The organism is Sinorhizobium sp. NFACC03 (genome assembly GCF_900103435.1).
Lineage (GTDB): Bacteria > Pseudomonadota > Alphaproteobacteria > Rhizobiales > Rhizobiaceae > Ensifer.
The window spans coordinates 205541-222863 of record NZ_FMXF01000002.1; the positions used below are offsets into that span (position 1 = coordinate 205541).

Here is a 17323-nt window from a genome sequence, read left to right on the forward strand (position 1 = left end):
CAACTGGATCATTTCAAGCATTGGATTCTTAGGGCTGGGGGCAGGATGTATCGCGCGCGTCTCGAGCGAGACTTCAAACACTGGATCGACAAGGGGCTGCTGCAGGAAGATGCCGCGCGCGCCATGCTTGCCGAGTATGACGGACGCGAGTCGACGTTCCGGGCAGGGCGCGTCCTGCTTATGCTGGCGGCCCTTCTGTTATCCGCATCGATCCTGTTGCTTGTTGCCGCCAATTGGGAGGAACTGCCGCGCCTCGCGCGCGTCGCCGGCATCGTCGCCTTGATCTGGGGCTTCCACTTCGCCGCTGCCTGGCTGATTCAGAATGGCAGGACGACATTTGCCGCCGCGGCGCTGGTTCTGGGCGCGGCGGCCTTTGGCGGCGGCATCGCGCTCATCGGGCAGATGTATCATTTGTCGGGCGATGCGGCGGATGCAGCGCTGCTCTGGTTCGTTGGCGCCTGCCTTTCGGCGCTCGCGTTTCGCTCTGCAGCGATGGCAACGGCCGCCGGCGGGCTCGCTTGGTTCTATTTCGGTACCATGTTGACGGAAAATGGTTTCAGCACGGCTTCTGACTGGCACTTGTGGTCCGTGCCGGTTCTGGCCGTGATCGTCGTTCTTCTGGTCCGCTTCACGGAGGCGGGCAGGGCCCGGCATCTGGCCTATCTGCTCGTCCTTTCCTGGCTCGGCTGGCTTTATCTGGATAGTCCGTCACTTGCTTTCGCGGTCGGCCTCGCAGTCCTCGGCCTTGCGGCCTTTCTGGCGGCGACCCTGCCGGGTTCGCCCGTGCGCCAACTTGCGCTCGAGGCGGGTTCGGCGCCCGCTTTCTATTCCTTCGCGCTCGCCCTGCTTGGTTTCACCGGACTTCAATACGAGGCGGTTGGGGTGACGACGGAGGTCGCGACCGGAACAGGCACGCTGTTGGTTGCGCTCCTGGGCATTGCGCTTGCCGGTGCGCAGAACGGGGCGGTGCGTTATCTCGGTTACATCGCCTTTGCCGGCGAGCTTCTCTATCTCGCCTTCGAAACCTTGGGATCGATGCTTGGCACATCGGGCTTCTTCCTGATTTCGGGCCTGGTCGTCGCGTGCATCGCCTGGCTGGTCATTCGGATCGAGGGGCATATGGCGCGAACGCGCCAGGCGGAGGTTTCTCAATGAACAGTGGTGCATCGACCAGACGTTGGCTGAACCCGCTGCTCGCCGCCCTGCTTGTGGCCGGCGTCCAGACGGCGGCGCTCGGTTACATGATCGAAAGCAGGGCTTCGATCCTCAGAAGCGGGCGGGATGTCCTTCTGAAGACCGTGCCCGTCGATCCGCGCGACCTGCTCAGAGGCGACTACGTGATACTGAGCTATGATATTTCAATGTTGCAGCCGGAACTGTTCAAAGGTGGACTTCCGACACAATCGGGCGAGGTGATGCTCTATGTTCGGCTGGCGAAGCAGCCAGACGGTTTCTGGACGGCGACAGAAGCGTCGTTCCAGCCGCTGCCGGTGACCGGCGACAGCGTCGTGCTCCGCTCGCTTCCATTCTCCTACTATCCGTCGCCGTCGCCGCTACCCTTGACCGTGGACTATGGCATCGAGCGCTTCTACGTGCCGGAGGGCGAAGGGCGCACATTGGAAGAGGCGCGCAATGCCGAGGCGCTCTCCGTCAACATCCGCGTAGATGGCAAGGGCAGAGCACAGATCCGCGAGATCGCGGTCAACGGAAGTCCGGTCTATGAAGAGCCCCTTTATTGAGGCTCCGCGAACGCGCTCCGATCCGTCGTGGAATTCCGCATTTTCCCTTTGATCCCGTGAAAACGAGTGATATAGAGACGCCGCGCTCGGGAAAGCCCTGAACTTTCAGCATGCCCATTGTATCCGCGGTATTCCGCTGGTTGGACTTGCGGAAATACGGTCAGGCGGTGCGATTGTCTGAACGCGGGTATGGTGAAATTGGTAGACACGCCAGATTTAGGTTCTGGTGCCGCAAGGCGTGGGAGTTCAAGTCTCTCTACCCGCACCAGACAGCGATCGCGCCTAAAGTCCGGATTCTGCGAGGATGAAGGGGGCTGGAGTGCCATTTTGCTTGCAAAACGGTTGCAGAACTGCGTAAAGCCACTCCCGGCAAATGGATCGGCTCACGTGCTCGCCAGACCTTTCGAAGGGGAAGAGCACAGTCAACGTGAAATGAAGGTTTGAACATGCAGGTTATCGAAACGCTCGCTCAAGGGCTGAAGCGCGAACTCAAGGTCGTTATCCCGGCCAAGGACATGGAAGCTCGGATGAACGAGCGCCTGGCCGAAGTGAAGGACCGTGTGAAGATCAACGGCTTCCGTCCGGGCAAGGTGCCGGTTGCGCACCTGAAGAAGGTCTATGGCAAGTCGATCATGGCTGACCTCGTCAATGAGATCGTCCGCGAGAAGCCGACCGAGATCCTGTCGGGCCGCGGCGAGAAGTCGGCGACCCAGCCGGAAGTCGCGATGACCGAGGACGAGGCCGAAGCCGACAAGATCCTCAACGCGGAAGCTGACCTCGAGTTCACCGTTGCCTACGAAATCATCCCGGCGATCGAACTCAAGGACGTGAGCGGCATCAAGGTGACCCGCGAAGTCGTCGAGATCGCTGACGAGGAAGTCAACGAGCAGATCCTGAAGATCGCCGAAAGCGCCCGCAGCTACGAATCGAAGAAGGGCAAGGCCGCCAACGGCGACCGCGTCACGATCGATTACCTCGGCAAGGTCGACGGTGTTGCCTTCGACGGCGGCAAGGACGAAGACGCTGAGCTGGTTCTCGGCTCCAACCGCTTCATCCCGGGCTTCGAAGAGCAGCTCGTTGGCCTGAAGGCCGGCGACGAAAAGACCATCACTGTCAACTTCCCGGCTGACTATCCGGCTGCAAACCTCGCCGGCAAGGAAGCGACCTTCGACATCACCGTCAAGGACGTCGCTGCCGCCCAGGACATCGAAATCAACGACGAACTGGCCACCAAGCTCGGCCTCGAATCGGCTGACAAGCTGAAGGAAATCGTCCGCGGCCAGATCGAAAGCCAGTACGGCAACCTGACCCGTCAGAAGGTCAAGCGTCAGATCCTCGACCAGCTCGACGAACTCTACCAGTTCGAAACGCCGGAGCGCCTCGTCGAAGCCGAATTCGAAAACATCTGGCGCCAGATCAACACCGACCTGCAGCAGGCCGGCAAGACCTTCGCTGACGAAGAAACCACCGAAGAAGAAGCCCGCGCCGAATACCGCAAGCTCGCCGAGCGTCGCGTTCGCCTCGGCCTGGTTCTCTCGGAAATCGGCGAAAAGGCCGGCGTCCAGGTCAGCGACGACGAACTGCAGCGTTCGCTGTTCGAACAGCTCCGCCAGTTCCCGGGGCAGGAAAAGCAGATCCTCGACTACTTCAAGAACACCCCCGGTGCTGCTGCTTCGCTGCGCGCTCCGCTGTTCGAAGAAAAGGTCGTCGACCACTTGCTCGGCGAAATCTCGGTAACCGACAAGACGGTTTCCAAGGAAGAGCTGACGGCTGACGACGAAGAGGGCGAAGGCAAGGCTGCCAAGAAGGCTCCGGCCAAGAAGAAGGCCGCTGCCAAGGCTGAAGCCGCCGAAGGCGAAGAAGCTGCCGCTCCGAAGAAGAAGGCTCCGGCCAAGAAGAAGGCCGCTGACGACAGCGCCGAGTAATCGGACCGAAGCCTTAGGAATCGAAAAGCCCTGCCGCTTGCGGCAGGGCTTTTTTCGTTTGAGGGGCGTCGGTGACGTCGCCGTCTCAGCGGCGTGGCGAAATGGCCCAGCCGATGTCCAGGAGGAGGGCGCGATGGTCGGAGACTTCCGGCCGTTCGACGACATCGAACCGGGCGACATCAACCTCGCCACTCACCAGCATGTAATCGGCAAAGCGGCCGCCCTTTAGATAGTGCGACGTCCGAGTATCCGTGTGGCCACGGGAAGCGACCAGGTCAGTCAGCCCTAGCTCTGCGAGCACCGGAAAGGTCACGCTGTCCGGGAGCACGTTGAAGTCACCGCACACGACAAGCCGCTCATCGCCCGGCCAGACCTGACGGATGAGGTTTACCAGCGCGTCTGCCTGCGCGTGCCGTGCCGGTGTGTCGTTCTTGCCGCCGATCTCCCGTAGGCCATGCATCTGGGCGATGGTGATTGCCGTGCCGGCATCATGGTCGAACAGGCGGATGCAATGGGCATTGCGGGCACGTGGATGTGGCCCCCAGCCCTCGGATGAAAAGCTGCCATGCACGAAGCCGAGCGCCTGACCGATGACGGAATGGGAGCGTCGGACGAAGGTCGCGAGCCCAAATTCCGAGGCCACCGGCCTGTCGCCGTCAAAGAGCGTGCCGCGCGCCGTCGGGCAGAAGCAGCCATCATGCCAAGGAAGTGCTGCCGCGATCTCATCGAAGAGGTTGGCGCGCTGCGGCAGTTCGACATCTGTATCGCGATAGGTGAGCCATTCGGCGTCGGTCGTCGGCGACCGCGCGATCTCCTGCAGACACAGGACATCGGCGTCGACTTCCGCCAGATATCTCATCAATGGGGAATGGAGCTTGCCGCCCCAGGCATTGAGGGAAAGGATGCGCATGGCGTTCATGTCTCTTCATCAGGAGCGGCAAGGCTACCCGATTTGCCGGCATGGTGGCGTGCACGCAATCTTGAACGGCGCTCTGGGCGATAGGTGACAAAGCGCTATTGCTCGTCACCTATCGAATTGGATTCCTTTGACTGCCGTTGTCGTCGTTTGATGCGTGCTCAGCTATGTCGCTGGCGGCTTACGCTTTCGGTAGTTCCTGCTTGATCTCGCCCATGCGGTTCCAGGCGTCGAGACCGGCAATCTTGTAGGCTTCGGCAAGCGTCGGGTAGTTGAAGGTGTTCTCGACGAAATATTCGACCGTGCCTTTGAGGTTCAACACGGCCTGGCCGATGTGCACCAGCTCGGTCGCGCCTTCGCCGATGATGTGCACGCCGAGAAGACGGCGGGTCTTCATCGAGAAGATCATCTTCAGAAGACCGGATTCGAGACCCATGATGTGACCGCGCGAGGTCTCGCGAAAACGGGCAATGCCGCATTCGTAAGGGATGCCGCGTTCCTTCACCTCTTCTTCCGAAAGGCCGCAGGTGGAGATTTCCGGCACCGCGTAGATGCCGTAGGGGAAATACTTCTGCGGTTCCATGGCAATCGCGCCGACAGCAACGCGAGCCGCAATGCGGCCCTGTTCCATAGAGGTCGAGGCAAGGCTCGGGAATCCGACGACGTCGCCGGCGGCATAGATGTTCGGGATCGATGTCTGGAACGTCTCCGGATTGACCTTGAGCCGCCCGCGGCTGTCTGCCTCGAGCCCGGCGGCCGGCAGGTTGAGCGTATCGGTTGCCCCCATGCGTCCGGCGGCGAAAAGCACCATGTCGGTGACGATCTTGCGGCCATTGTCGAGCGTCAGCAGCACCTTACCATCGTCGAGCCGCTCGACCCTCTCGGCCTTCTGTCCGAGATGCAGCTTCATGTTGCGATCGCGCAGCTGGTAGATGAAATCCTCGACGATCTCCTTGTCGATGAAGTCGAGCATCGTTGTCTTCGGGTCGATGACCGTCACGTGCGTGTCGAGCGCGCTGAAGATCGTCGCATATTCGATGCCGACGACGCCGGCGCCGATGACGACGAGCGAACGCGGCAGTTCTGCGATATCGAGCAATTCGTCACTGTCGAGCACGCTCTTGCCGTCGAAGGGCATGTAGTCCGGACGGAAAGGCTTGGTGCCGACGGCAAGCATGATGCTGGTGCCTGAAACAAGCAGGGTCTCGCCGTCGTCCTTGACGACCTCGAGCGTGGTCGGATCGACGAAGCTTGCCTTGCCGCGCATCTGCTGCACGCGGTTACGGGCAAACTGGTGTTCGAGGACCTCGACCTCGTGATTGAGCGTGATGATCAGCCGTTGCCGGAGATCGTCGGCGCTGATCTCCTGCTTGACGCGATAGGCCCGCCCGTAGAAGCCCCGCTCGCGCCAGCCGGAAAGATTGAGCGCCGTCTCGCGCAGCGTCTTGGAGGGGATGGTGCCCGTGTGCACCGAAACGCCGCCGACGCGCTTTCCCTGTTCGATGACGAGGACCTTCTTGCCGAGCTTGGCGGCCTGGATGGCGCCGCGGCGGCCGGCGGGCCCGCTTCCGACGACGATGAGATCGAACTGAGTCATGGGCATTTCCGTTTGAAGGGAAGAATCGTTGTGCATCGCAAAAACTCTCGCTTGCAAGCGTCTATACCGTCAATGGCACGGTTTAATGAAGTGGTTTTCATAGCCGAAACAGCTGGATGAGAATATAAGGGAACGTGCGTATGCTTGGCTTCGTTACGACATGCCGGGCCCATCGGTGTCGTATTTGCCTGGGAGGGGGCGATGGGATTGGAGTTGACGAACAGAGCGGTGCCGCAGCCTGACGACGAGGGCGTCATCCGGCAACCGGACCATCGGCCGGGTGTCGTTGCGGCGGCGGTCTATGAAAACGGCGTAAGGGTACGCGATATCGGCATCGAAGATGCCGGCAAATGGTGCTCGCGGCCGGGCGCGGTGGTCTGGATTGGGCTGCATGAGCCTGATGCGGAACTGCTGCGCCAGATACAGCAGGAGTTCGACCTGCACGACCTGGCGATTGAGGACGCCTGCAAGGCGCACCAGCGGCCAAAACTAGAGATCTATGGCGACTCGATCTTCGTCGTGGCGCGCACCGCCCACATGGTTGGTGACGAGATCGCCTTCGGGGAGACCCATCTCTTCGTCGGGCGAGGTTATGTCGTCTCGGTCAGGCACGGTGCGTCCACGTCCTACATGGCGGTGCGTCAGCGCTGCGAATCTTCCCCGGCAGCACTCGCCCATGGCGAAAACTATATCCTCTATTCTATCCTCGATTTCATCGTCGACAACTATATGCCGGTCATCGAGGCGATCCATGAGGAGGTGGAGGAACTGGAAGATCGGCTGTTGCGGGAGCGACTGGTCAAGGGTGACATCGAACGGCTCTACTTGATGCGCCGCAATCTTCTCAGGTTGCGCAATGCCGTGGTGCCACTCGTCGATGTCTGCCGCCGGCACGAGCACATCGATCTGCCAGGCATGGATGCGGCGCTACAGCCGCTGTTCCGCGACGTGACGGACCACGTGCGCCGGGTGCAGGAGGATATCGATGCGTTGCGCGAGGTGCTTGCCTTTACCTTCGAGGCGAGCCTGATGGTCGGGCAATCCGAACAGACGGAAATTTCGCGCAAGCTGGCGTCCTGGGCCGCGATCCTTGCCGTGCCGACGGCGATAGCCGGTATCTACGGCATGAACTTCGACGATATGCCGGAGTTGAAGTTCCGCTACGGCTATTTCGTCGTGCTGGCGGTGATTATCGGTTTGTGCCTGACGCTCTTTCGCTTCTTCCGACGCGCGAAGTGGCTGTGAGAGCTGGTGCGCCGTCAGAACAGGCGTAGGCCCTTCAGGCTGACATGCCCATCCTTGCCGATGATGATGTGATCGTGCACGGCGATCCCCAGCGGTTTCGCCGTTTCGACGATCAGCTTGGTCATGTCGATATCGGCGCGCGACGGTGTCGGGTCCCCGGACGGATGATTGTGGACGAGAATGATCGCGGTGGCGGAGAGTTCGAGTGCGCGTTTGACCACCTCGCGCGGATAGACAGGCGTGTGGTCGATCGTGCCGGTCTGCTGCACCTCGTCGGCGATCAACGTGTTGCGCTTGTCGAGGAACAGGATCCGGAACTGTTCCTTGGTTTCGTAGGCCATTGCCGCGTGGCAATAATCGATGACGGCGCTCCAGGAAGAGAGAAGGTGCTTCTGGCGAAGCTCGCTTTTCAGGGTGCGATGGCCGATGGTGGAGATCAGCTTTAGGTCGAGGGCAACAGCCTCACCGATGCCGTTCACCTCCTGCAAAAGCGCAATCGGCGCGCCGAAGACGCCGGCAAGCGTCCCGAAACGGCTGATGAGCGCCTTGGCGATCGGCTTGGTATCCTTGCGCGGGAGCAGCCGGAACAAGAGCATTTCCAGGATCTCGTAGTCGGCCAGCGCCGCGTCGCCGTGCTCGCGGTAACGCGCCCGCAGCCGATCGCGATGGCCGTGATAATGCGCTTCGGGCGCCGGCGCCTTCTTGGCCGCCTGTCCGCCGTCCAACTGCAATCGCGGAAAAAACGTCCTCTCGTCCGCCGATGGCGTTTCGTCGCCTTCAGGGGAGATCGGACGCTTCTTCATGCAGCGCCGACGTTGTTGAGGCCCGGCTTGAACAGGCCGGCCGGCGACAGTGTGAAGATCTCGCACCCGGCGGCGGTCACGCCGACCGTGTGCTCGTACTGCGCCGAAAGCGACCGGTCGCGGGTAACAGCGGTCCAGCCATCCGAGAGCACCTTCACATGCGGGCGGCCGAGATTGATCATCGGCTCTATGGTGAAGATCATGCCCTCGCGCAGTTCGGGGCCCTCGTTGGCGCGGCCGTAGTGCAGGATGTTCGGCGCGTCGTGGAAAAGCTTGCCGACGCCGTGGCCGCAGAAATCGCGCACGACCGAGCAGCGTTCCGCTTCGGCATAGGTCTGGATCGCCTCGCCGATGGCACCGGTGCGAGCACCCGGGCGTACGGCGGCAATGCCGCGCATCAGGCTTTCATGGGTGACATCGAGCAGCCGCTCGGCCGCGCGCTTGATCTCGCCGACCGGATACATGCGGCTCGAGTCGCCATGCCAGCCATCGACGACATAGGTAACGTCGATATTGACGATGTCGCCCTCGCGCAGCGGCTTGTCGTTGGGGATGCCGTGACAGACGACGTGATTGATCGAGGTACAAGAGGACTTCGTGTAGCCGCGGTAGTTCAGCGTCGCGGGCAGGGCGCCATTGTCCATGCCGAACTCGAAGACGAAGCGGTCGATCTCGTCGGTCGTGACGCCCGGCTGAACGCGCGAAACGAGTTCGTCGAGGCAGCGCGCTGTCACCTGGCAGGCCTTGCGCATGCCCTCAAAATCTTCCGGCCCGTAGAGCCGGATAACGCCGGTGTTTTTGTAGGGGGCAGACCCTGCCTCGATGTAAGTCACCATTCCAAAGCTTTCATTTGTTCCAAGTCGGATTTCATAGAGCAGCGAGGGCGCCTTCGTCCACTGCCATCAATCCGGTCGGACGGATTTGCGTCGGCGATACCTGACATTTGATCGCATAGGCCTCGACCCCACGCGCCATGGCGCGATCGAAAGCTTGCGCATAGGCCGGATCGAAATCGCGGCAGATTCTCAAACGGTCGCAGTCGCCGCGCTGCACAAGATAGATCATGACGGCGCGGTGACCGGCTGCGACCATCTCGCCGAGTTCGTCGAGATGTTTGGCGCCGCGTGCCGTCGGGCTATCTGGAAACTCGGCGAGATTGGCCGTGCGACTGAAATGCACGTTCTTTACCTCGACATAGGCAAGGCCTCGATCGGGGTCGCTGAGCAGGATATCGATCCGCGAATTGCGGCCGTATCTCTGTTCCCGCGCGAAGCCTTGATATGTATGCAGATCGGAAACGAGGCCCAGTCGAATGGCTTCTTCAGCGAGTCGGTTCGGCAAGCCGGTATTGATCCCGACCAGTGTGCCGTCGGCTTCGACGATTTCGAGCATGTGACGGTATTTCCGCGTCGGGCTGTCATGTTCCGACATCCAGATGCGCGAGCCCGGCGTCGTCAGGCCTCGCATCGAGCCTGTGTTCGGGCAGGAGCCGGTCATGGCGGTACCGTCGGGCTGGATCGCATCGAAGAGAAAGCGCTTATAGCGCTGCACGAGGGTTGCCTGTGCGAGCGGCGGGTCGAAGATCAAGACATGTCCTGCAACTGTTTCATGCCCGGGCGCGAACGTACGAGCCCGGCGCTTCCTCGAGGGAATTCAGCGGGCCGCCGGGCTTGCGAGCCGGAACGCGTCTCTTGTCGAGCTTCTCGATCCATTGGTGCCAATGCGGCCACCAGGATCCCGGCGTTTCCTTCGCAGCCTTGAACCAATCGTCAAACTCGCCCTTGGGCGCGCCTCCGGTCCAGAACTGATACTTGCCCTTGTCCGGTGGGTTGACGACACCGGCAATGTGGCCGGAACCGGAAAGCACGTAGGTGACCTTGCCGCCAAAGGAAGAGCTGCCGAGGAAAACCGACCGCGGCGGGGCGATGTGGTCTTCCTTGGTGGCGAGATTGTAGATCGGGATTTTCACGTCGCCGAGCGACACCTGCCGGCCCGCCAGCATCATCTCGCCCTTCGAGAGTTTGTTCTCGAGGTAGCAATTGCGCAGATAGAAGGAGTGGTTGGCGGCCGGCATCCTTGTCGAATCGGAATTCCAGTAGAGCAGGTCGAAGGGCAGGGGATCCTGCCCCTTGAGGTAGTTGTTGACGAAGTAAGGCCAGATCAACTCGGAGGCGCGCAGCATGTTGAAGGCGGTCGCCATCTTCGAGCCGTCGAGATAGCCCGTCACGCTCATGTTCTGTTCGATCTGGCGAATCTGCTCCTCGTCGACGAAGACCTTGAGGTCGCCCGCATGGGTGAAATCGACTTGCGTGGTAAAGAGGGTCGCGGAGCGAATGCGATCGTCGCCTTCGGCGGCATGCAGCGCGAGGGTCGCCGCAAGCAAAGTGCCGCCGACGCAATAGCCGATGGCATCGACTTCGCGCTCGCCGGTCGCCTGCTCGACGATATCGAGCGCAAAGCCGATGCCTTCGCGCGCATAGGCTTCCCAGTCCTTGGTTGCGTGTCGTTCATCCGGGTTCACCCAGGAGATCACGAACACCGTGTGCCCTTGGTCGACGGCCCATTTGATGAAGGATTTCTGCGGGTTGAGATCGAGAACGTAGAACTTGTTGATCCACGGCGGGCAGATCAGCAACGGACGCTTCAACACCGTCTCCGTCGTTGCTTCATACTGCAGCACCTGGCAGACGTCGCTTTGGGCGATGACCTTGCCTGGCGTGATCGCGATATTCTCGCCGATCGCGAACTTGCTGGTATCCGTCTGCCGCAGTTTGAGGTCGCCGCGGCCGGCGGCGACGTCCTCGGCGAACATCTGCATGCCCTTGACGAGGTTGGCGCCGTTCGATGCGACGGTTTCGCGATAGAGTTGCGGATTGGTGGTGACGAAGTTCGTGGGCGAGAGCGCGCTCGAAACCTGGCGTACGTAGAAAGCCGCCTTGTGCTTGGTGTGATCGTCGAGCCCTTCGGCGTCCTCGACCATGCGCTCGGCCCAATCCGACGTGACGAAATAGGCCTGCCGGATGAAATCGAAGAACGGGTTCTTCACCCAATCCTCGTCGGTAAAGCGCTTGTCAGTGCGCTGGAGAGCGGCAGGCTCCGGCATTCCGACGTCGCCGGACATGCGATGGAGCGTCCGCGACCAGATCTCGAAGAAGCTGCCCATCAGGTGCGTCTGCGCTTCAAGCGTGCGCCGGGGATCGGAAAGCCAGTACTCGGAGACCTTGGAGAGCGTTTTCACCATGTCGGTGACGGGTTCGGAGAAGACGTCCGATTTCTGTCCCGATTCACGCGGCGCCAGCCAGGCGGAGGCCGCCTTGCCGAGTTGCTCCATGGCGCGGGCGAGGTTGACGGCGAGGCTTTCCGGGTCCTTGACGATATAAGGTTCGACGGATTTGGGGTCGAATCCCGTGAAACCGTCCTTGCCAGCGGTGCCTTCCGTTTTCCTCTCTGCTGTCACCCGGCGTCCTCCACAGCATCTTGTTTGTTTTGTATTTTTACATTCTGCCCGAAAATGATTACAAGGGCTAGCGCATCGTCGCGTGTCAAAACAGAGGTCGTCTTCAGTATGCTTGCCGTCGGAAAACAGCGTTCCATCACCTGGCTTGCCGGGATCGTTCTGCTAGGCACGCTTGCAGGCTGCAACAGTCAGACGACCAACTTCGAGAACTATCCTTCGGTCTATGGCCAGAAGCCGGCCGCAACGACGCAGATGACCAATGAGGAGGCGGCCGACATGCAGGCGCGCCTGACGTCGCTTGGCGCTGCGCGCAAGTCCGGTGCGATCTCGGAAGCCGAATATCAGCGGCGTCTGAAGGAAATGCGTGCACTCGCCGAACAGCACGGTACCGACACGCTGAAAGAGATCCAGAATTAGCGCTTGCCTTTCCGGTGATTTGGACGCAAAGCGTTCAATGGCCGCATGGACGGCCGTTCACCACAGCGCACGGTTTCCCAAGGCTTGAGCCGCTGGCGGGAGCGTGCGCCAAATGAGGTTTGGAGATGGAAGAGTTTCACAAAGTCCGGCGTTTGCCGCCCTATGTTTTCGAACAGGTCAACCGTTTGAAAGCAAGCGCGCGAGCGGCCGGTGCTGACATCATCGACCTCGGCATGGGCAATCCGGATCTTCCCACTCCGCAGTCGATTGTCGACAAGCTCTGCGAGGCCGTTCAGGACCCGCGCACGCATCGTTATTCGTCGTCGAAGGGCATTCCCGGGCTGCGTCGTGCCCAGGCCGCCTATTACGCCCGTCGCTTCGGCGTCAAACTGAACCCGGATACGCAGGTCGTCGCCACCCTTGGCTCCAAGGAAGGCTTCGCCAACATGGCGCAGGCGATCACAGCGCCCGGCGACGTGATCCTGTGCCCCAACCCGACCTATCCGATCCATGCCTTCGGCTTCCTGATGGCGGGCGGCGTTATCCGTTCGATCTCGGTCGAACCCGACGAAACGTTCTTCGGGCCGCTGGAACGCGCCGTGCGGCACTCGATCCCGAAGCCGCTGGCGCTGATCCTCAACTATCCGTCGAACCCGACGGCGCAGGTGGCAACGCTCGACTTCTACAAGGACGTAATCGCGTTCGCGAAGAAGCACGACATTATCGTGCTTTCCGATCTCGCCTATTCGGAAATCTACTTCAACGACGCGCCGCCGCCGTCGGTCCTGGAAGTTCCGGGTGCGATCGACTGCACGGTCGAATTCACCTCGATGTCGAAGACATTTTCGATGCCCGGCTGGCGCATGGGCTTTGCCGTCGGCAACGAGCGGCTGATCGCGGCACTTACGCGGGTGAAGTCCTACCTCGACTATGGTGCGTTCACGCCGATCCAGGTTGCCGCCACACAGGCGCTCAACGGTGACGGCAGCGACATCGCCGAAGTCCGCAACATCTACAAGCGCCGTCGCGATGTGATGGTCGAAAGCTTCGGCAAGGCCGGTTTCGAAGTGCCGCCGCCGGCAGCGACCATGTTTGCCTGGGCGAAGATCCCGGAAAAGTTCCGTCATCTCGGTTCGCTCGAGTTCTCGAAGCTCCTGGTCGAGAAGGCTGATGTGGCAGTTGCTCCAGGCATCGGCTTTGGCGAGCAGGGCGACGACTACGTGCGTCTCGCTCTCGTCGAGAACGAACACCGCATTCGCCAGGCGGCGCGCAACATCAAGAAATTCCTGTCGACTGCCGACGAGACGATGCACAACGTCATCTCGCTCAACGCGCACAGGTGATTAAGACGGGAGGCGCGCTACGTGTGCGCCTCCTTCCACACCGGCACCGCAGTTCTCGCGGCTCGCCCTCTACATGTTAGGAAATGGCTATGGCAGATGCCCTCAAAATCGGCATTGCGGGCTTGGGTACCGTCGGTGCCTCGCTCGTGCGAATCCTCCAGGATCGTCACGAGATGCTTGCGACAACGTGCGGGCGGGCAATCGAGACCACGGCCGTAACCGCGCGCGACCGCAACAGGGATCGCGGCGTCGATCTTTCGAAGGCCACCTGGTTCGAAGATGCCGTTTCGCTGGCGCGGGACGCCGATATCGACGTCTTCGTCGAGCTGATGGGCGGCTCGGGCGATCCGGCCTATTCGGCCGTCAAGGCGGCGCTTGAGCGCGGCATTCATGTCGTGACCGCCAACAAGGCGCTGCTTGCTGCCCATGGCATCGAGCTCGCCAAGATCGCCGAGGAGAAGGGCGCGCTGCTCAATTACGAAGCGGCGGTTGCCGGCGGTATCCCGGTCATCAAGGCTCTGCGCGAGTCCATGACCGGCAACACGATCTCGCGCGTTTACGGGATCATGAACGGTACCTGCAACTACATTCTGACAAAGATGGAGAAGGAAGAGCTTTCCTTCGAAGCCTGCCTCAAGGAAGCGCAGCGCCTCGGCTATGCCGAAGCCGATCCCGCCTTCGACATCGAGGGCAACGACACGGCGCACAAGCTGTCGATCCTCACGAGCCTTGCCTTCGGAACAGCGATTGCGGCCGACGACATCTACCTCGAAGGCATCACCAACATCTCGATCGACGACATCCATGCGGCAGCCGATCTCGGTTACCGGATCAAGCTTCTGGGCGTCGCACAGCGCACCGACAGCGGCATCGAGCAGCGCGTCCACCCGACGATGGTGCCCTATGATTCCGTCATCGCGCAGGTCGACGGCGTGACCAATGCGGTCGCGATCGAATCCGACATTCTCGGCGAATTGCTGATGGTCGGCCCCGGTGCCGGCGGCAATGCAACCGCCTCGGCGGTTCTCGGCGATATCGCCGACATTGCGAAGAGCCGTCCCGGCGCCCAGCACGTTCCGGCCTTCGGCCGTCCGACCAATGCGCTGCTTCCCTACAAGCGCGCACAGATCCAGAGCCACGAGGGCGGCTATTTCATCCGCCTGAAGGTCGTCGACCGCACCGGCGTTTTCGCCAGCATCGCCACCCGCATGGCGGACAACGGCATCTCGCTGGAATCGATCATGCAGCATTCCAAGCAACTCATGGAAGGCGGCGAGCCGCAGACGATCATCCTGGTCACGCATGCGACCTCGGAGCATTCCGTTCGCGATGCCATCAAGGCGATCAAGGGCGAGGGCTATCTCGTCGGCGAACCGCAGGTCATCCGCATCGAACGCCCGAAGGCGAACTGAGGACCGCATAGCCCTCAGGCCGCAAGGCACGACGGTGCGTAGCGCTGGATTGCCACCGATAGAATGGAAGCCTCGCCGTGCAAGCATGCCGGCGAGGCTTTCCTATTTGGGTATTTCAGGCGGTCGGTGCCGAAAAGGGACCGCGGAACGTGGATCTCTGTGTATGCCGTTCCAAAAACGGTCACGATTTGCGGGGTTATGCGCTAAGAAACGTTAAGCGCAGGCGGGTGGACGAGCATGGAAGAATTGGTGGATCCGGTACAGCGGGCCTTTCTCGGCGTCGAGCAGTCGATCAGCGGTCAGCGCTGGGTGTCGCGGCTTGATCAGGCCGGCCAGAACCGGGCGCTCGCCATCAGCCAGGTCCACGGCTATTCCGATCTGCTCGGTCGCGTGCTTGCCGGCCGCGGTGTCGTGCTTGACGACGCGGCGAGCTTCCTCGATCCGACGCTGCGGTCGCTGATGCCGGATCCCGATACGCTCACTGATTGCCGCAAGGCCGCCGATCGCCTGGCAGTGGCCATCAAGCGGCGTGAAAAGGTCGTGGCCTTCGGCGATTACGACGTCGACGGTGCCGCCTCGTCCGCACTGATGGCGCGCTTCCTCCGTCATTTCGGCATCGATGCGGAGATCTATATTCCCGATCGGATATTCGAGGGCTACGGGCCGAATCCTGCGGCCATCGAACAACTGATCGACAACGGCGCCGAACTTATCGTGACCGTCGACTGCGGCTCGACGAGCCATGAAGCGCTCGCGGTGGCGGCGAAACGCGGCATCGATGTGGTCGTCATCGACCACCACCAGGTTGGCTCAGCGCTGCCTGCCTGTCATGCGCTCGTCAATCCCAACCGGGAGGACGATCTTTCCGGACAAGGACATCTCTGCGCCGCCGGCGTCGTCTATCTCGTTCTCGTCAACACGCTGCGCGTTCTGCGCAATGCCGGCGATGGCCGTGTTGCATCCTTCGATCTGCTGGCCCAGCTCGATCTGGTGGCACTGGCGACCGTCTGCGATGTCGTGCCGCTCAAGGGGCTGAATCGGGCCTATGTCGTCAAGGGACTGATTGCCGCGCGGCACATGGGAAATGTCGGGCTCGCGGCGCTGCTGAGGAAGGCGGCGATCGGCGGTCCGGTCACGCCCTATCACCTGGGGTTTCTGGTGGGGCCAAGAATCAATGCCGGTGGCCGCATCGGCGACGCTGCGCTCGGCAGTCGCCTTCTGGCGATGGATGATGCCGGAGCGGCGGAAAAGATCGCGGCACAGCTTGATGAACTCAACCGCGAACGCCAGGCCATGGAAGCCGCCATGCTGGCCGAGGCCGAGGCCGAGGTTCTTGCGGAGTACGGCACGGGCGAGGGCGCCTCGGTAATCGTTACGGCGCGCGAAAACTGGCACCCCGGCATCGTCGGGCTGCTCGCCGCCCGCATCAAGGAAAAATTCCGCCGGCCGACCTTTGCCATCGCCTTCGATCCGAATGGGCGCGGCACTGGCTCTGGCCGTTCGATCAATGGCTTTGACATGGGCAAGATGGTCCGGGCGGCCGTCGATGGGGCCCTGCTGGTCAAAGGCGGCGGTCACGCGATGGCCGCCGGCCTCACGGTGGAGCGTGCGAAGCTCGGCAAACTCCGGCAATTCTTCGAGGAGCGTGCGGAGGCGGCGGTGCGTGATCTCGTCGCCATCCAGACGCTCAAGGTTGATGGCGCGCTCGCCGCCTCCGGCGCGACGCTGGAGCTTATCGATCTCCTGGAACAGGCCGGCCCCTATGGCTCGGCGCACCCGCAACCGGTCTTTGCCTTCCCGCAGCATCGGCTGCGCGATAGCCGACAGGTGGGCGCCAACCACATCAAGGTGACGCTGGAGGGCCAGGACGGCAGCCGGCTCGACGGGATTGCGTTCCGGGCAACGGAGACGCCACTCGGAGATTTTCTGCTCGCGAGCCGCGGCACGTCTATTCATGTGGCAGGTTCGGTCTCGGCGGACCTTTGGCAAGGCCAGCGCCGCGTGCAGCTACGCGTCACGGATGCCGCGAGGGCCCTGTAACCTCGCCGAACAGGAATCGCTCTGATTTGAGTGCCGGCTGGTGATCTTGCGAGCAGGGATTGGCACGCCCAACGGGACTCGAACCCGTGTTGCCGCCGTGAGAGGGCGGCGTCCTAACCACTAGACGATGGGCGCCTATGCTTCTGACTCATGAACTTGCAACGCAGTCTTGCGGCCGTGAGCAAATTCATCTGCGGATATTATGCTTTTTCAGCGCAAACGACGACATAAATCCAACTGCATCGCTCCGGCGACAAGGTCGCGAGATTCGATCGAAAGTGAGCCGCAAGCGCAAGTTTACTGCGTAGCTATATTGGAAATGTGGGGGAGAAATTCAACACAGTGGCACGCCCTAGGGGAGTCGAACCCCTCTTCCCAGAATGAAAATCTGGTGTCCTAACCGATAGACGAAGGGCGCACTCGCTGTGT

General features: G+C 61.5%; 14 protein-coding genes and 3 tRNA genes. 9 read left to right on the top strand and 8 right to left on the bottom strand.

What is annotated here, in order from left to right; translation table 11 throughout:
- Positions 1–45 precede the first annotated feature (45 nt).
- The 4 genes from BLU35_RS06370 to tig all read left to right on the top strand — a co-directional run bounded on the left by BLU35_RS06370 (position 46) and on the right by tig (position 3664).
- Entirely contained in the window at positions 46–1155 is a 1110-nt protein-coding gene (locus BLU35_RS06370; RefSeq protein ID WP_057255845.1) for a DUF2157 domain-containing protein, read from the top strand.
- Complete coding sequence (locus BLU35_RS06375; RefSeq protein ID WP_093232432.1) at positions 1152–1739, top strand: GDYXXLXY domain-containing protein; 588 nt, start codon at positions 1152–1154, stop codon at positions 1737–1739. The genes BLU35_RS06370 and BLU35_RS06375 overlap by 4 nt, the downstream gene beginning before the upstream one ends.
- Positions 1740–1922: 183 nt before the next feature.
- Positions 1923–2007, top strand: a tRNA-Leu gene (locus tag BLU35_RS06380).
- A gap of 178 nt (positions 2008–2185) precedes the next feature.
- A complete protein-coding gene (tig, locus tag BLU35_RS06385; protein ID WP_057255849.1) occupies positions 2186–3664 on the top strand; it encodes a trigger factor in 1479 nt (492 codons plus the stop codon).
- Positions 3665–3749: 85 nt separating this feature from the next.
- Here tig and BLU35_RS06390 read toward each other — a convergent pair whose 3' ends face one another.
- Positions 3750–4574: an endonuclease/exonuclease/phosphatase family protein gene (locus tag BLU35_RS06390; protein ID WP_093232482.1), complete on the bottom strand. Its 825-nt coding sequence runs from the start codon at positions 4572–4574 to the stop codon at positions 3750–3752.
- A gap of 187 nt (positions 4575–4761) precedes the next feature.
- Entirely contained in the window at positions 4762–6177 is a 1416-nt protein-coding gene (gene sthA, locus BLU35_RS06395) for a Si-specific NAD(P)(+) transhydrogenase (protein ID WP_093232433.1), read from the bottom strand.
- A 213-nt stretch (positions 6178–6390) separates the two neighbouring features.
- On the opposite strand from sthA, the gene BLU35_RS06400 reads away from it, so the two are divergent.
- Positions 6391–7422 (top strand): magnesium and cobalt transport protein CorA, encoded by a 1032-nt coding sequence (locus BLU35_RS06400; protein ID WP_286161446.1) that lies wholly within the window; start codon positions 6391–6393, stop codon positions 7420–7422.
- Positions 7423–7436: 14 nt separating this feature from the next.
- On the opposite strand, the gene radC is transcribed toward BLU35_RS06400, so the two are convergent.
- Genes radC through phaC form a run of 4 tightly spaced genes read right to left on the bottom strand, consistent with a single transcriptional unit; the run spans position 7437 to position 11682 of the window.
- On the bottom strand, positions 7437–8225 hold the full coding sequence (gene radC, locus BLU35_RS06405; protein ID WP_093232435.1) for a RadC family protein: 789 nt from the start codon (positions 8223–8225) through the stop codon (positions 7437–7439).
- Complete coding sequence (gene map / locus BLU35_RS06410; RefSeq protein WP_093232436.1) at positions 8222–9061, bottom strand: type I methionyl aminopeptidase; 840 nt, start codon at positions 9059–9061, stop codon at positions 8222–8224. The genes radC and map overlap by 4 nt, the downstream gene beginning before the upstream one ends.
- A 31-nt stretch (positions 9062–9092) precedes the next feature.
- Positions 9093–9812, bottom strand: coding sequence for a DNA/RNA nuclease SfsA (gene sfsA, locus BLU35_RS06415; RefSeq protein WP_093232437.1), 720 nt, complete (start codon positions 9810–9812; stop codon positions 9093–9095).
- A gap of 19 nt (positions 9813–9831) precedes the next feature.
- Positions 9832–11682 carry a poly(3-hydroxyalkanoate) polymerase subunit PhaC gene (gene phaC, locus BLU35_RS06420; RefSeq protein ID WP_093232438.1) on the bottom strand — a complete coding sequence of 617 codons (1851 nt, stop codon included), beginning with the start codon at positions 11680–11682 and terminating at the stop codon, positions 9832–9834.
- A 108-nt stretch (positions 11683–11790) separates the two neighbouring features.
- Between phaC and BLU35_RS06425 the strand changes: the two genes are divergently transcribed.
- From BLU35_RS06425 to recJ, 4 genes are all read left to right on the top strand, one after another.
- Positions 11791–12099: a hypothetical protein gene (locus BLU35_RS06425; RefSeq protein ID WP_058329923.1), complete on the top strand. Its 309-nt coding sequence runs from the start codon at positions 11791–11793 to the stop codon at positions 12097–12099.
- A gap of 125 nt (positions 12100–12224) precedes the next feature.
- Positions 12225–13442 (top strand): LL-diaminopimelate aminotransferase, encoded by a 1218-nt coding sequence (locus BLU35_RS06430; RefSeq protein ID WP_089044643.1) that lies wholly within the window; start codon positions 12225–12227, stop codon positions 13440–13442.
- A gap of 89 nt (positions 13443–13531) precedes the next feature.
- Positions 13532–14854 carry a homoserine dehydrogenase gene (locus tag BLU35_RS06435; protein ID WP_058329925.1) on the top strand — a complete coding sequence of 441 codons (1323 nt, stop codon included), beginning with the start codon at positions 13532–13534 and terminating at the stop codon, positions 14852–14854.
- A gap of 237 nt (positions 14855–15091) precedes the next feature.
- Positions 15092–16894 (top strand): single-stranded-DNA-specific exonuclease RecJ, encoded by a 1803-nt coding sequence (gene recJ, locus BLU35_RS06440; protein WP_093232439.1) that lies wholly within the window; start codon positions 15092–15094, stop codon positions 16892–16894.
- A gap of 60 nt (positions 16895–16954) precedes the next feature.
- Here recJ and BLU35_RS06445 read toward each other — a convergent pair.
- Positions 16955–17029 (bottom strand) — tRNA-Glu (locus BLU35_RS06445).
- A 208-nt stretch (positions 17030–17237) separates the two neighbouring features.
- Positions 17238–17312 (bottom strand) — tRNA-Glu (locus BLU35_RS06450).
- Between the last annotated feature and the right edge of the window lie 11 nt (positions 17313–17323).

Bases quoted from the DNA above. Each gene is read 5' to 3' on its own strand.
- BLU35_RS06370 (WP_057255845.1), top strand. From the start codon at position 46: ATGTATCGCGCGCGTCTCGAGCGAGACTTCAAACACTGGATCGACAAG.
- BLU35_RS06375 (WP_093232432.1), top strand. From the start codon at position 1,152: ATGAACAGTGGTGCATCGACCAGACGTTGGCTGAACCCGCTGCTCGCC.
- tig (WP_057255849.1), top strand. From the start codon at position 2,186: ATGCAGGTTATCGAAACGCTCGCTCAAGGGCTGAAGCGCGAACTCAAG.
- BLU35_RS06390 (WP_093232482.1), bottom strand. From the start codon at position 4,574: ATGCGCATCCTTTCCCTCAATGCCTGGGGCGGCAAGCTCCATTCCCCA.
- sthA (WP_093232433.1), bottom strand. From the start codon at position 6,177: ATGACTCAGTTCGATCTCATCGTCGTCGGAAGCGGGCCCGCCGGCCGC.
- radC (WP_093232435.1), bottom strand. From the start codon at position 8,225: ATGAAGAAGCGTCCGATCTCCCCTGAAGGCGACGAAACGCCATCGGCG.
- map (WP_093232436.1), bottom strand. From the start codon at position 9,061: ATGGTGACTTACATCGAGGCAGGGTCTGCCCCCTACAAAAACACCGGC.
- BLU35_RS06425 (WP_058329923.1), top strand. From the start codon at position 11,791: ATGCTTGCCGTCGGAAAACAGCGTTCCATCACCTGGCTTGCCGGGATC.
- BLU35_RS06430 (WP_089044643.1), top strand. From the start codon at position 12,225: ATGGAAGAGTTTCACAAAGTCCGGCGTTTGCCGCCCTATGTTTTCGAA.
- BLU35_RS06435 (WP_058329925.1), top strand. From the start codon at position 13,532: ATGGCAGATGCCCTCAAAATCGGCATTGCGGGCTTGGGTACCGTCGGT.
- recJ (WP_093232439.1), top strand. From the start codon at position 15,092: ATGGAAGAATTGGTGGATCCGGTACAGCGGGCCTTTCTCGGCGTCGAG.